Below are 13,744 nucleotides of genomic sequence, written 5' to 3'. Positions count from 1 at the left end.
CGCGCCGGCGCATGCCGCTGGCGCGTCACTGCAACGATCAACAAAAGTGTCATGGAAATTCTGGAACTCAAGCCGGTCGCCGAACAGCTCTTCAAGGACATACGCGAACTGTCGTCCGATGGCGTTGGCGTGACCCGCGACAGCTACGGCGCGGGCGAGACCGCGGCGGCCACCTACCTGCGGGACTTCGCGCTGCGCCACGGCCTGCAAGCGCAGGCCGACCGCGCCGCCAATCTCGTCTTCCGCCTGCCGCAAGCCGACGCGGGCGCGCCAGCTACGTGGGTCGGCTCCCACCTGGACTCCGTCCCGCAAGGCGGCAACTTCGACGGGCTGGCGGGGATCGTCGCCGGCCTGCTCTGCCAGCTCCGGCAAAAGCATACCGGCCGGCACTCGCGCGTGCCGCTCCAGGTGGTGGGCTTCCGGGGCGAGGAAAGTGCCTGGTTCGGCAAGGCGTACATGGGTTCTGGCGCGCTGCTGGGCAAGCTCAGCGCCGACGACCTGGCGCTGGCGCACCGGCATTCCGGCGAGTCGCTGGCGGCCTGCATGGCAGCCGCCGGCGCCGATGTCGAGGCGATCCGCGCGCAGGCGCCGCTGTTCGACAAAGCCAAGGTCCATGCCTACCTCGAGCTGCATATCGAGCAAGGCCCCGTGATGGTCGCGCGCGGCTTGCCGGTGGCGGTGGTGCCCGGCATCCGCGGCAATGTGCGGCACAACCGGATCCAGTGCATCGGCGAGGCCGGCCACTCCGGCGCGGTGCCACGGTGGCTGCGCAAGGACGCCATGTTTGCCGTGGCCGACCTGATCACGCGGCTGGACGAGCACTGGCGCGTGCTGCTGGAGCGCGGCATCGACCTGGTCGTCACCACCGGCGTGGTCAGCACCAGCCCGGAGGCGCATTCGATCTCCCGCATCCCCGGCATGGTGAACTTCAGCTTCGAGGCGCGCAGCAAGAGCGTGGAAACGCTGGAAGGCTTCTATCAACTGCTGCGCACGGAATGCAAGGCGATCTCGCGCGACCGCGGCGTGCGGTTCGAGTTCGACCGCCGCATCGAATCGGCCCCGGCCACCATGGACGGCAGGGTCTCCGAGCTGCTTGCGCAAGCATGCCGGCAACGTAACCTCCCGGTTGAGCCGGTGCCGAGCGGCGCCGGGCACGATGCATCGCTGTTTGCCAACGCCGGCATCCCCACCGGCATGCTCTTCGTGCGCAACGAGCACGGCTCGCACAACCCCGACGAGGCCATGGACATCGATGATTTCCTGCTTGGCGTGCAGGTGCTGGACGACACCATCGCGAGCCTCTGAGCCGCGGCCGAGCACAAACACTGAAGCACTGAAGCACTGAAACACTGGAGCACTGGAGCCCCGTATGTCTCAACCACGCCCTCAACCCGACCCGTCATTGCCGGTAGGCCAGGCCCTGCTGGATGCCGGCTGCGTGAAATTCCGCACGGACGAGCCGTTCCGGCTGCCCTCCGGCTGGGCCAGCCCGGTCTATATCGACTGCCGCCGGCTGATCTCGTTTCCGCTGCTGCGCAAGGCCCTGATCCAGCGCGGCTTGACGCTGCTGCGGGAACGCAACCGCATCGGCGGCATCGATGCCGTGGTCGGCGCCGAATCGAGCGGCATCGCGTTTGGCGCCTGGATGGCCGATGCGCTGGCGCTCCCGCTGCACTATGTGCGCAAGGAAGCCAAGGGGCTGGGGCCCGCCGCGCAGATCGAGGGGGCCGTCAACGCTGGCGACCGCGTGCTGCTGGTGGACGACATGATGGCCGCCGCGCGTTCCAAGCGGATCTTCTGCGAGGCGCTGGCCGCCGCCGGCGCCGTGGTGACGGACATCTTCGTGGTGTTCGACTACGGCACGTTCCTCACCGAGCGCATCCTCGCCCCCTGGCAGGCCAAGATCCATTCCCTCGCGAACTGGCAGGACGTTCTGCAGGCCGCGCGTGACAGCGGCAACGTGGACAGCCGCGGCATTGACGAGCTGCAGCGTTTTCTGGCCGACCCGGCCCGATGGTCGCGGGACCACGGCGGCATCGGGGCCGGCGAGACGGCAACGACGACATTGCCCTGTAAGGCGTAACGCGCGCCCAGGGTCTGGCTGCCGGATTCGTCGGCCCCAAGGAAGGCGCTGGAAGAGACTCGGGTCCCGCCTTGCGTAAGGTACGAAGCGCGTCCGGTGCGGTTCCCGTGCTGCACTGCAATGTGAGCGCTGGTTCGGGATGTGCTAAAAAGACGCGGCACGCAGACCAATGCCGCGTGATAGTGGCATGCAACGCGGCCGTGTCGACCCATCGAACGCTGACGCACCCTGCAATCGGAGTTACGCATGTTGAGAACGCTGGCATGACGCAATCATATGCACTGCAACACGCGCGACGCGTTTCATCCGTGGTCGACAATGCTGCATTCCATGAAGCTGCGGCGCAAGCGCGCCTGTTTCGCTCGTGGACCCGCTCGCTCAATACCTTTCAGCTGGATCCGGGAAATACGTCCGGTCCGCGCGTCATCAGTGCGACGGAACTGAAAGACAGGCGCAATCGCGCCGAGGCCCTGCTGCGCTTCTCGAGCCCGGTTGTGGAACGCTTGCACGGCGTCGTCGGCAAGGCGGGCTATTGCGTGCTGGTGGCCGATGCCGGCGGCGCCCTGATCGATTTTCGTGGGCAGGAAGACCGCCGCAAGGAATACCGGCAGCACGGCCTGTATCACGGCCGCTATTTCACGGAGGACGCCGAGGGAACCAGCGGGGTTGCCTGCGTGCTGGCCGACAAGGAACCCATCACCGTCCACACCGAGGATCACTTCAGGGCAGCGTTCACCTGCCTGACCTGTACCGCCGCGCCCATCATCTCGCCAGCCGGCGAACTCACCGGCGTGCTGGACGTATCGGCCGTGCGAAACAGTGAAAACCGGGACTCGCAGGAACTGATCTACGCCTGGGTGTGCCAGGCGGCGGAGATGATCGAGAACGCCTACCTGCTGCACGATACCGGCCACCTGTGGACCCTGTACCTGCACCGCAGCCAGGACTACCTGAGCCTGCACCCTGAACTGCTGATTGCGTTCGACGATGCCGGGAACATCGCATCGATGAACCGGCAGGCAAAAAGCATGCTGAGCACGCTATACACCGCGATCCCGGCGAACGTCCAGCATCTGTTCGATCTGAATGCCGGACAGGTCATCGACCTGAACAGCGGCCTGGAGATGTTCCCGTTGCGCCTGACCCGTGGCGGGGACCGCTTTTTCGCGAGACTGCGCCCCCCGCGCCAGGCCTTGCGCACGATATCGCTGTCGCCGGGACACCCGGCCACCGGCCGCGCCGAGCCCGCGGCCCCTGCCATCGCCAGTGATCGCCTGGTCACCGGCGACCCGCAGGTTTCGTCGCATCTGGCCCGCGCGCTCCAGATCATCGACCGGCGTATTCCCGTGCTGCTGCAGGGCGAGACGGGACGGGCAAGGAGGCATTCGCACTCGCCGTGCATCGCGGTTCACTGCGTGCGCCGCAGCCGTTTGTCGCCGTAAACTGCGCATCGATCCCGGAGACGCTGATCGAAAGCGAGCTATTCGGCTACGCGGAAGGCGCATTCACCGGCGCGAAGCGCAAGGGTCTCAAGGGAAAGATACTCCAGGCGCACGGAGGCACCTTGTTCCTGGACGAGATCGGCGACATGGCCTTGCCGCTGCAGACCAGGCTGCTGCGCGTGCTGGCTGAGAACGAGCTGGCACCGCTGGGCTCCGAGCAGTCGGTGCGGGTCGACATCAACCTCATCTGCGCGACCCACAGGGACCTTGCGCGCATGGTCTCCGAAGGCACCTTCCGGGAAGACCTCTACTATCGCCTGACCGGCGCCGTGTTCCGGCTGCCTCCCCTGCGCGATCGCAGCGACCTTGGCGAGCTCGTCGACTTCTTCCTGGCGGATGAAGCGCAGGCGCACGGCACCCGGTCCGCGCTGTCCGACGGGGCAATGGCGTGCATCCGCCGCTATCGCTGGCCCGGCAACGTACGGCAGCTGCGCATGGCGTTGCGGTACGCATGCGCGCTGGCCGCGGCCCGGGGCGTCATTGTTGCCGAAGATCTTCCCGACTATCTGCGCTGCCCGGCCGATGCCGCGCCAGCGGCGCCGGTGCCCGCGAGCCCGTCAGTTGCCGCGCAGGCATTCGACAGCGCCGGCCTGCGCCCGAGCGAGCTTCTCGAACGGGCGCGCATCGCGCAGATGCTCGCCTGCCACCACTGGCGCATCAAGGAAACCGCCAAGGCACTGGGCATGAGCCGCGCAACCATCTACCGCAAGATGGCCAGATACAACATTGTCTACCCGGGTTCGGCATCCTTGCCGGAATCGCCGCCCTTGTCCATGTCTCAGGCGGACGAGGCGGACTGAGGCACGTTGTCTCACCGGATCGAGTCAGGCCGTCTCACGCGGGCCACGCCGTAGCTTGCCGGGCCGTCGCCGGCGTCGTGCTGTATCGCAGCAATAAGCCCGCGCGGCCCACGCTTCACCCTGCCTGCGCCTGAGCCCTCCCCCCACGCTGCGCCGCAGCGCACACAGCACCTTCGCCATCCGCCCTCGTCCGCCGTCCGCTCTGGCACGGTTCATGCGATTTCCCTCCTGCACGAAGGCCACGCCATGCATTCATCCGCGGCACCCGCATGGCCCTTCGTCGATCCCCCACAACTACGATGGAGACACTACCGTGAGCAACGAAGGTTCGGTGCATCAGCCCAGCATGAAGGCCGCCGTATGGCGGGGTCGCCACGATGTCCGCGTCGAGGAGGTACGCGTCCCCGAAAAGCCCGCCGAAGGATGGGTAAAGATCCGTGTGCATTGGTGCGGCATCTGCGGATCGGACTTGCATGAATATGTCGCGGGCCCGGTCTTTATCCCGGTCGACCATCCGCACCCGCTCACCGGGCTGAAGGGGCAATGCATTCTCGGCCACGAGTTCAGCGGCGAGATCGCGGAACTGGGCGCAGGCGTGACCGGCTTCAAGGTCGGCGAGCGTGTCACCGCGGACGCCTRCCAGCATTGCGGAAAATGCTATTACTGCACCCATGGCCTGTACAACATCTGCGAGAGTCTCGCGTTCACCGGCCTGATGAACAACGGCGCATTCGCGGAATACGTCAACGTGCCGGCGGAGCTGCTCTACAAGCTGCCGGAGAACTTCCCCACGGAGGCGGGGGCGCTGATCGAACCGTTGGCGGTAGGGCTACATGCCGTGAAGAAAGCCGGCAACATCGTCGGCCAGACGGTTGTGGTGGTCGGCGCCGGCACCATCGGCCTGTGCACGATCATGTGTGCGAAGGCGGCCGGCGCAGGCCGCATTATCGCGCTCGAAATGTCGTCGGCGCGCAAGAAGAAGGCGTTGGAGGTTGGCGCCAACGTCGTCATCGATCCCAAGGAATGCGACGCGATCGCGGAGGTCAAGGCATTGACCGGCGGCTATGGCGCGGACGTGTCCTTCGAGTGCATCGGCAACAAGGCCACGACGAAGCTTGCCATCGACGTGATCCGCAAGGCCGGGAAATGCGTGATGGTGGGCATCTTCGAGGAGCCCAGCGCATTCAATTTCTTCGAGATCGTATCGACGGAGAAGGAAATCATCGGATCGCTCGCCTATAACGGCGAATTCGCCGACGTGATCCGCTTTATCGCCGATGGCCGCATCGACGTGCAGCCGCTCATCACCGGGCGGATCTCCCTCGCCGACATTGTGTCGCAGGGCTTCGAGGAACTCGTCAACAACAAGGATGGCAACGTCAAGATCATCGTCCAGCCAGTTGCCAGCCTGGCGGCCTGACCGCTGGACAGCTTGACGGCTTGACGGCCGCTCATTCCAACGCGCCGCGTTGACCAACGCGGCCACCCTCCCATCCCACCGGCATGCGGGCCTCGCGCGATGCAGCGTCGCGCAGCGGCCAGCGCGCGCCTCGCGTGCCGGGCTTTCATCGTACTGGACATGCCGGTCATGGAACCCCTCAGCCCCAATATCGAAGCTCAAGACACACCAGCGCTCGCGCCTGCCGGATTCGCGCTGCGGCCATTGGCATTCTCCGTGGCCGTCTTCCTGATCGTGCACGGCATCAGCCTTGGCGTATGGCGCCTGTTCGCCGACCCCGCCCGGGCCGTCTGGAAATACGCCCCCCAGCCATTTGGCATGTACCTCTTCTGGGGCATCCTGGTGCTGGTCTTCATCGGCTTCAACTTCGGCATGGCCGGATTCTCGGCGCTGAAGCAGCCCGTGCGCGGCTGCGCCGCCACGGCCGTGACGCTGGCGCTCTCCTTCGCCGTGCCCGCCGCGCTGGTCCATGGCTACGGCGCACTGGATCCGGCATTCAGCGCCATCAACGGCGCCGGCTACGGCGCGGCCGGCCTGATCGTGCTGATCGGCTTCTACGGCTTCGGCATACTGGCGACGGGCATGGCCGGATGGCCATGGTCCGACAGCGGCCTGAGCCCCGCGGCTAGCGGCCTTGCTCAAATCGCCGCCGGCTGTTGCCTCACGGGCCTGGGCTATTTCCTGCTGATCTATCCCAGCGTATCGGCCGCCACCGCGCCGCATGCGATCCTGCTGCCGTTGCCGGTGGCGATCGGCTGGTTCTATTCCGTCATCGTGGCGTGGCTGACGACATTCCTGATCTTCGACAACTGGCCGTGGAACAGGCTGGCCCGGAAAAGCCACATGGCGCTCGCCGCGCTGGCCGGCAACTTCCTGCTGGGCACTGCGCTCTATGCCGTGCATCTGGCGTTGCTCAGATGGGTCCTCATTCCTCCCGGCGCCGTTGAAAAAATCGGCGCGATGCTTCCAAGCTGGCCTGCGCAGCTAGGCGTATGGATTGCCTTCTGGCTGATCTTCTGGGCCAACGTTGCCGGCAACTGGCCGACACGGTTCGGCGCAGGCACGAACCGGGCCATACGCGCTGCATCGTGCTGGGGTCTTGGACTGATCTCCTTTTTTGTCTATACGCGATGGTTTGCCGGCGCCGTGCTGCATGAAGCGGAGATCGTCCCCGGCTTTGGCGGCGATCCGCTTACCTGGGTCGACCTGCTCAACTACGTCATGCTGATCTACGCCGTCTATTTCGAGTTCTACGGTCTTTCGAGGAAGAACGGCTGATATCCCTTCCGCAAGGCTTGGCCGGTGCCCCGGCTCCCCGCGCGCCGTGCCTTGCCTTGCGGAAGAGGCGCCTGCGACGGCGACAGATGTCCCGCCCGATGCGACATCTGTCTCGCCGCCAGGCGCGACAACTGCCTGTTGCGGGCCCGGCGCCAGGCCGGCCCTCCTCACGCGTATGCGGCCTCCGGCAAGGCCTGGCGGGAAACCCCGGGGCCAGGCGCGGGGCTTCCCGCGCGCGCTGGCACCACTCTTGCAATTCAGGCTGGTCCGGCACCGCAGCCGGCCGCTGAAACGAAAGCAAGAGGAGACCCCGAATGGAACCCACCCCAAGCCATCTTCTGTGGATGTACGAGAAGATGATCGAGATCCGGCAATACGAAGAGACCATGGCCAAGGTCTACCTCGAAGGCAAGCTGCCGCCGAAGATCCAGAAAGGCCTGGCCTTCGACATCGGCGCCGGCCCGGTGCCGGGCGAGATGCATCTCGCGGCCGGGCAGGAGCCGGTGGCAGTGGGCGTATGCGCGCACTTGCGGCCGGAGGATACCGTGGTCGGCGCGCACCGCTCGCACCACTTCGCCATCGCCAAGGGCGTGCCGCTCGATGCCATGACCGCCGAGATGTTCGGCAAGGCCACCGGGCTCGGGCGCGGCAAGGGCGGCCACATGCACCTGTTCCATGCCGAAACCAAGTTCTCCTGCAGCGGCATCGTCGGCGCGAGTTCGCCGCAGGCCTGCGGCGCCGCATTGGCGGCGCGCAAGCTGGGCAAGGACTGGGTGGCCGTGTCCTTCTTCGGCGAAGGCGCAGCCAACCAGGGCTCGTTCCATGAATCGCTCAACCTGGCGGCACTGTGGAAGTTGCCGGTGGTGTTCGTCTGCGAGGACAACAAGTACGGCATCTCGGTGGAGAAGTCCGCCTCCACCTCGGTGCCTTCCAATGACGTGCGCGCCGCCGGCTACGGCATGCCGGGCGTGCTGGTGGATCACAACGACGCTGTCGCGGTGTACCGCGCCGCCGGCGAGGCCGTGGCACGGGCGCGGCGCGGCGAAGGCCCCACGCTGATCGAAGTCAAGACCGACCGCTATCTCGGCCACTTCCAGGGCGACCCGGAAACCTACCGCCCGCGCGACGAAGCCAAGACCCTGCGCAGCGCCGATCCGATCCACGCCCTGGGCGCCACGCTGCGCGCCGGCGGCCTGCTCGACGACGCCGCCGAAGCCGCCTTGCGCCAGACCATCTCGGCCCGCATCGAGGCCGCTTACGAATTTGGCCGCAGCAGCCCCTACCCCGCGCCCGCGGAAGCGCTGCAACACGTCTTCGTCCAGCAAGACCTCGCACCAGCATAAACAGGAGACCAGCATGCAAACCGCACAAGGCGCGCCCCAGGGCGCGCGCACGCTCACCATGGCGCAGGCCATCGCCGAAGCCATCGGCCAGGAAATGGAGCGCGACTCGCGCGTCTTCGTGATGGGCGAGGATATCGGCAAGTACGGCGGCATCTTCAGCGCCACCACCGGCCTGCTGGACCGCTTCGGGCCCGATCGCATCATGGATACGCCGATCTCGGAAACCGCCTTCATGGGCGCGGCCATCGGCGCCGCCGCGCAAGGGCTGCGCCCGATCGCAGAACTGATGTTCGTGGACTTCTTCGGGGTGTGCTTCGACCAGATCTACAACCACCTCGCCAAGAACACCTATATGTCCGGCGGGCGCGTGGGCCTGCCGGCGGTGGTGATGACCGGCATCGGCGGCGGCTACAACGATGCCGCCCAGCATTCGCAATGCCTGTACGCCAGCTTTGCCCACATGCCGGGCATGAAGGTGGTGGTGCCGTCCAACGCCTACGACGCCAAGGGCCTGATGATCCAGGCCATCCGCGACGACAACCCGGTGGTGTTCTGCTACCACAAGGGCATCATGGGCTTGTCGTGGATGTCCTACTTCGAGGGCAGCACCAACGCCGTCCCCGAGGAGGCTTACGCCATTCCCTTCGGCCAGGCGCGGGTGGCGCGCTCCGGCCGCGACGCGACCATCGTCACGCTCTCGCAGATGGTGCAGAAATCGCTGCTGGCGGCCGAGCAGCTGGCGGCCGAAGGCATCGACGTGGAGGTGATCGACCTGCGCACCATCGTCCCGCTCGACCGCGAGACGGTGCTGCGCTCGGTAGCCAAGACCGGCCGCCTGCTGGTGGCGGACGAGGATTACCTGAGCTTCGGCCTGTCTGGCGAGATCGCTGCGATCGTGGCGGAGAACCTCGATAGCGTGGCGCTGCGCGCGCCGGTGCGGCGCCTGGCCGTGCCCGACGTGCCCATCCCCTTCTCGCGCCCGCTCGAGCAATACGTGATTCCGCAGGTCGACACCATTGCCGCGCAGGTGCGCGCCCTGGTGCAGGACCGCCCTCTTTCCTATCAACTGAAGCGAGAAGCAGCATGACCGACGTAACGATGGCCGACACCGTCTGGCAGGACGTGGAAGACGGCACCGAAGCCCTGTTGCAGGAGTGGCTGGTCAAGCCCGGCGACGCGGTCAGCGCGGGCCAGCCGCTGGGCGTGGCCGAGCTGGTCAAGACCACGCATGAGATCGTCGCGCCCGCCGACGGCATCGTCTCCGCGCTGGCAGTGGCGGCGCAGGACACTTTCGGGCGCGGCGCCGTGCTGGCCCGGCTGGAGCCGAGATCATGAGCCACAGCCTTGCTTCCGTCCTGAGCAGCCCGCCGGCTACGGCGGCGGCCGGCGCCGACGCGCGCGTCACCGTGCCGCTGACGGGCATGCGTGGCGCCATCGCGCGCAATATGAGCGCGGGCTGGGCCGTGCCGCGCGTGGCGCACTCGGTCGAGGTGGACGTGACCCTGCTGGAACTGGCGCGCCACACCATGCAGCAGAACCTGGGGCCCGAATGCAAGATCACGCTCACCGCCTTCGTGCTGCGCGCCGTGGCGCTGACCCTGCGCCAGCACCCGCGCCTGAACGCGCGCGTGCTGGAAAAGGAGATCGAGCTGATGCCGAACATCAACCTCGGCCTCGCGGTCAGCCTCGATGAGGGCCTGATGGTGCCGGTGCTGCGCGACGTGGACACCAGGTCGGTGGCGCAGATCGCTACCGAGAGCCGCGCCCTGGCCGCCGGCGCGCGCGCCGGCACGCTGCCGGCCGGCGCCTACCAGCGCGGCACCTTCACCGTGACCAACCTGGGCTCGACCGGCATCGACAGCTTCACGCCCATCCTCAATGTGCCGCAGGCCGCCATCCTCGGCGTGACGCGGGTGGCCAAGCGGGCCGTGGTCAAGGACGACTGGATCGCGGTGGCGCCAATGATGGGCCTGCACCTGGTCTTCGACCACCGCGCGGTGGACGGCTATCCGGCAGCGCGCTTCCTGACCGACCTCAAGACGCGGCTGGAAACCGTGGAAGGCCTGTGATGCTCGCCCCCGCCTTCCTCGCCAGCGGTGCGAGCTGTGCCGAAGAGCAAGCCTGGAACCGGGCCCGCCTGGCGGAGCCGGTGCTGCGCCCGGCCGTGCGCCTGTGGACCTACGCCGCGCCGGGCATCGTGCTCGGCTGCGCGCAGGCATCCCTGCGCGAGCGCCTGGCAGGCTGCACCACCCCGTTTGCGCAGCGGGATTCGGGCGGCGGCGCCGTGCTGACCGGCCCGTGGATGCTGTCGGCCTCGATCGTGCTGCCCGCCGGCCACGCCCTGGTCGGCACCGGTACGGTGTCGAGCTACCGCTGGCTGGGCGTGCTGCACGCCGGGCTGCTGCGGGACCTCGGCATCGCGGCCTATGCGGTGCCGCCGGAGGAAGCGCGGCTGGCCCCGCCGGCGGATGCGCTGAAGTGGGCCTGCTTCGGCGGGCTCTCGCCCTGGGAAGTCGTGGTGGGCCAGCGCAAGATCGTCGGCCTGGCACAGGTGCGCCGGCGTACCGGCGTGCTGCTGACCTCGGGCACGCTGATCGCCCCGCCCGAATGGCCGCTGCTGTGCGGCGCGCTCGGCGGCGATCCCGCCGATGCCGACCGCCTGCGCGCCTGCACCACGTCCTGTGCAGAACAACTGGGTGCGCCGCTGATGGCCACGGTGCTGGCCGAGCGGCTGCACCACATGCTGATCGACGTGCTTGGCGAGCGTGCCGAACCCGGCCAACCCCGCCCCAGGACGCGCCCGGCACCGGCCGGCGGCGCGCTGCGCGCCGTGCCCGGCCCGTGATGAACGGCGCCGCCCCGGCAAGCCGCGCAAAGCGACGAGAGGCGGCGGGAGGCGGCGGCGACCGGCGACAAGCCATGCCATGCACCGAGCCCGGAGGGCGGACAACGCCCGCACCGCGCTCCCACAACAACTGGAGACAAAACCGATGAAATCCCCACAGCCTGCCGGCCCTGGCGCCGGCACCACCATGCGTATCCTGCGCAAGCAGCCCACCGTTTCACGCCGGGGCTTCCTGCGCGGCGGCGGCCTTGCCGCCATCGGCGTGGCGGTGGTACCGGCGGCGCTGGCCCAGCCGCCGCGCGAAGCCATGACGGCATCCATGCGCGCGCTCGGCCCGGCCACCGCGCGCACGCTGGTGGCCATGTCGCGCGATATCTTCCCCCACGACAAGCTGTCCGACCGCTACTACGTCGACGCCATCGTCCCGCTGGAGAAGTCCGCCGCCGGCAACAAGGCCACGCGCACCCTGCTGCAGCAGGGCGCTGCCGCGCTGGATGCCGCGGCGCGCGAACGCTTCGGCCGCCCTTATGGCGAAATCGCCAAGGAGAGCGATCGCGTGGCACTGCTGCAGGACATCGAGGCCACGCCCTTCTTCGAGAAAGTGCGCGGCGAGCTGGTCACTGGCCTCTACAACAACAAGGCGGTCTGGCCCCTTCTGGGCTACGAGGGTTCGTCCTGGGAGAAAGGCGGCTACCTGCACCGCGGCTTCGACGATATCGACTGGCTCTGAGCCGCCGGCACCGGCATTCCCCCGACAAGAGGCCGCCCGGGCTACGGCAATCCCCCCGGAGCGGCGCATGGAGACAAGCATGGCAACGAAGTTCGACCTCAAAGACGACAGCGTGGTCGTCATCATCGGTTCCGGCGCGGGCGGCGGCACGCTCGCCAACGAACTGGCCCAGCGCGGCGTACGCAGCGTGATCCTCGAAGCCGGCAAGCACTTTGCGCAAGCCGATTTCGAGAATGACGAGTGGGAAATGTTCAACAAGATCTCGTGGCTGGACAAGCGCATCTCGGCCGGCGGCTGGCATCACACCAAGACCTACCCCAACCTGCCGGCCTGGATCGTCAAGGGCGTGGGCGGCTCCACGGTGCACTGGTCCGGCGTGGCGCTGCGCTTCATGCCGCACGACTTCCACAACCGCAGCACCTATGGCGCCGTGAAGGACGCCAACCTGATCGACTGGCCCATCACTTACGACGAGCTCGCGCCGTTCTATGACCTCGCCGAAAAGAAGATGGGCGTGACCACCACTGCCGCGTCCGGCCTGCCGGCCCTGCCCGAGAACAACCACTACAAGGTGCTGGCGGCGGGCGCGCGCAAGATCGGCTACAAGGAAATCGTGCGGCCCATGGCGGTCAACTCGCAGCCCTACGACGGGCGCCCGGGCTGCATGCAGATCGGCTTCTGCATGCAGGGGTGCAAGATCGGCGCCAAATGGTCCACGCTCTACACCGAGGTACCGCGCGCCGTGGCCACCGGCAAAGCAGAATTGCGGCCGCAATCCATGGTGCTGCAGATCGAGCACGACGCCGCCGGCAAGGTCACCGGCGTGCTCTACGTGGACGAACGCGGCCGCCGCCAGTTCCAGCGCGCGCGCATCGTCTGCGTGGCCGGCAACTCGATCGAATCGCCGCGCCTGCTGCTGAATTCGGCCAGCAGCAAATTCCCGCAAGGTCTCGCCAATTCCTCCGGCCAGGTTGGCCGCAACTACCTCAACCACACTACCGCCGCGGCCGTGGCAATCCACCGCAAGCCGGTCTATATGTACCGCGGCACCGCGCTGGCGGCGGTGGTCTCCGACGAAGCCCGGCTCAACACCAACCGCGGCTTCTTTGGCGGCTATCACCTGGAAGGGCTGGCGCTTGGCCTGCCCTTCACCGCCGCCTTCATGAAGCCGGGCGGCTGGGGCCGCGACGTCTCCTCGGCGCTGGAAATGTACGACCACATGAGCTGCGTCTGGGTATGCGGCGAAGACCTGGCGCAGGAGCGCAACAGCATTACCCTGCATGCCACGGAGAAGGACCAGTACGGCCTGCCGGTGCCGATCGTGAGCAAGACCGACCACGCCAACGATGCCGCCATCCGCGCCCACGGGCTGGCCCAGTTCCGCAAGATGTCGGAAGCGGTCGGCGCCACGCGCGTGATCGACATGCCGCCCTATCCCGCCAGCCACAACATGGGCACCAACCGAATGAGCGCCAAGGCCAGCGACGGCGTGGTCAACCGCTGGGGCCAGAGCCACGATATCCCCAACCTGTTCGTCTCCGACGGCAGCCAGTTCGCCTCCAGCTCGGCGTCCAACCCCACCCTCACCATCGTGGCGCTGGCGATCCGCCAGGCCGGGTACATTGCCGGCGCGCTGCAACGGCGCGAGCTCTGAACCGGCCGGATGGCCGTCCGCCGCATTGCGGGGGGCGGCCAAATCGATTA

General features: G+C 67.5%; 13 protein-coding genes. All 13 read left to right on the top strand.

Annotation, left to right across the window (positions count from 1 at the left end):
- The first annotated feature begins 51 nt into the window (after positions 1–51).
- The 13 genes from AB4061_RS06205 to AB4061_RS06145 all read left to right on the top strand — a co-directional run bounded on the left by AB4061_RS06205 (position 52) and on the right by AB4061_RS06145 (position 13,694).
- Positions 52–1,305, top strand: coding sequence for a hydantoinase/carbamoylase family amidase (locus tag AB4061_RS06205; RefSeq protein WP_441631922.1), 1,254 nt, complete (start codon positions 52–54; stop codon positions 1,303–1,305).
- Between the two features lie 64 nt (positions 1,306–1,369).
- Complete coding sequence (locus AB4061_RS06200) at positions 1,370–2,083, top strand: orotate phosphoribosyltransferase (RefSeq protein WP_441631920.1); 714 nt, start codon at positions 1,370–1,372, stop codon at positions 2,081–2,083.
- A gap of 263 nt (positions 2,084–2,346) precedes the next feature.
- Positions 2,347–3,525, top strand: a complete 1,179-nt coding sequence (locus AB4061_RS06195; protein WP_441631918.1) for a sigma-54-dependent Fis family transcriptional regulator — start codon at positions 2,347–2,349, stop codon at positions 3,523–3,525.
- A complete protein-coding gene (locus AB4061_RS06190) occupies positions 3,480–4,385 on the top strand; it encodes a sigma-54-dependent Fis family transcriptional regulator (protein WP_441631916.1) in 906 nt (301 codons plus the stop codon). The genes AB4061_RS06195 and AB4061_RS06190 overlap by 46 nt, the downstream gene beginning before the upstream one ends.
- Before the next feature lie 346 nt (positions 4,386–4,731).
- Positions 4,732–5,805: a 2,3-butanediol dehydrogenase gene (locus AB4061_RS06185; protein ID WP_441632132.1), complete on the top strand. Its 1,074-nt coding sequence runs from the start codon at positions 4,732–4,734 to the stop codon at positions 5,803–5,805.
- A gap of 168 nt (positions 5,806–5,973) precedes the next feature.
- Complete coding sequence (locus AB4061_RS06180) at positions 5,974–7,122, top strand: hypothetical protein (RefSeq protein ID WP_441631915.1); 1,149 nt, start codon at positions 5,974–5,976, stop codon at positions 7,120–7,122.
- Between the two features lie 314 nt (positions 7,123–7,436).
- Positions 7,437–8,465 (top strand): thiamine pyrophosphate-dependent dehydrogenase E1 component subunit alpha, encoded by a 1,029-nt coding sequence (locus AB4061_RS06175; protein ID WP_441631913.1) that lies wholly within the window; start codon positions 7,437–7,439, stop codon positions 8,463–8,465.
- A 13-nt stretch (positions 8,466–8,478) separates the two neighbouring features.
- On the top strand, positions 8,479–9,552 hold the full coding sequence (locus AB4061_RS06170; RefSeq protein WP_441631911.1) for an alpha-ketoacid dehydrogenase subunit beta: 1,074 nt from the start codon (positions 8,479–8,481) through the stop codon (positions 9,550–9,552).
- A complete protein-coding gene (locus AB4061_RS06165) occupies positions 9,549–9,800 on the top strand; it encodes a lipoyl domain-containing protein (protein ID WP_441631910.1) in 252 nt (83 codons plus the stop codon). Before AB4061_RS06170 ends, AB4061_RS06165 begins: the two co-directional genes overlap by 4 nt.
- Positions 9,797–10,534 (top strand): 2-oxo acid dehydrogenase subunit E2, encoded by a 738-nt coding sequence (locus AB4061_RS06160; protein ID WP_441631908.1) that lies wholly within the window; start codon positions 9,797–9,799, stop codon positions 10,532–10,534. The genes AB4061_RS06165 and AB4061_RS06160 overlap by 4 nt, the downstream gene beginning before the upstream one ends.
- Positions 10,534–11,310, top strand: coding sequence for a lipoyl protein ligase domain-containing protein (locus AB4061_RS06155; protein WP_441631906.1), 777 nt, complete (start codon positions 10,534–10,536; stop codon positions 11,308–11,310). The genes AB4061_RS06160 and AB4061_RS06155 overlap by 1 nt, the downstream gene beginning before the upstream one ends.
- 145 nt (positions 11,311–11,455) lie before the next feature.
- A complete protein-coding gene (locus AB4061_RS06150) occupies positions 11,456–12,040 on the top strand; it encodes a gluconate 2-dehydrogenase subunit 3 family protein (RefSeq protein ID WP_441631904.1) in 585 nt (194 codons plus the stop codon).
- A gap of 79 nt (positions 12,041–12,119) precedes the next feature.
- Positions 12,120–13,694, top strand: coding sequence for a GMC family oxidoreductase (locus AB4061_RS06145; protein ID WP_441631902.1), 1,575 nt, complete (start codon positions 12,120–12,122; stop codon positions 13,692–13,694).
- Positions 13,695–13,744 lie beyond the last annotated feature (50 nt).

This window comes from Cupriavidus sp. YAF13 (genome assembly GCF_052113425.1).
GTDB lineage: Bacteria > Pseudomonadota > Gammaproteobacteria > Burkholderiales > Burkholderiaceae > Cupriavidus.
This window is presented reverse-complemented; position numbering and strand designations above follow the sequence as displayed.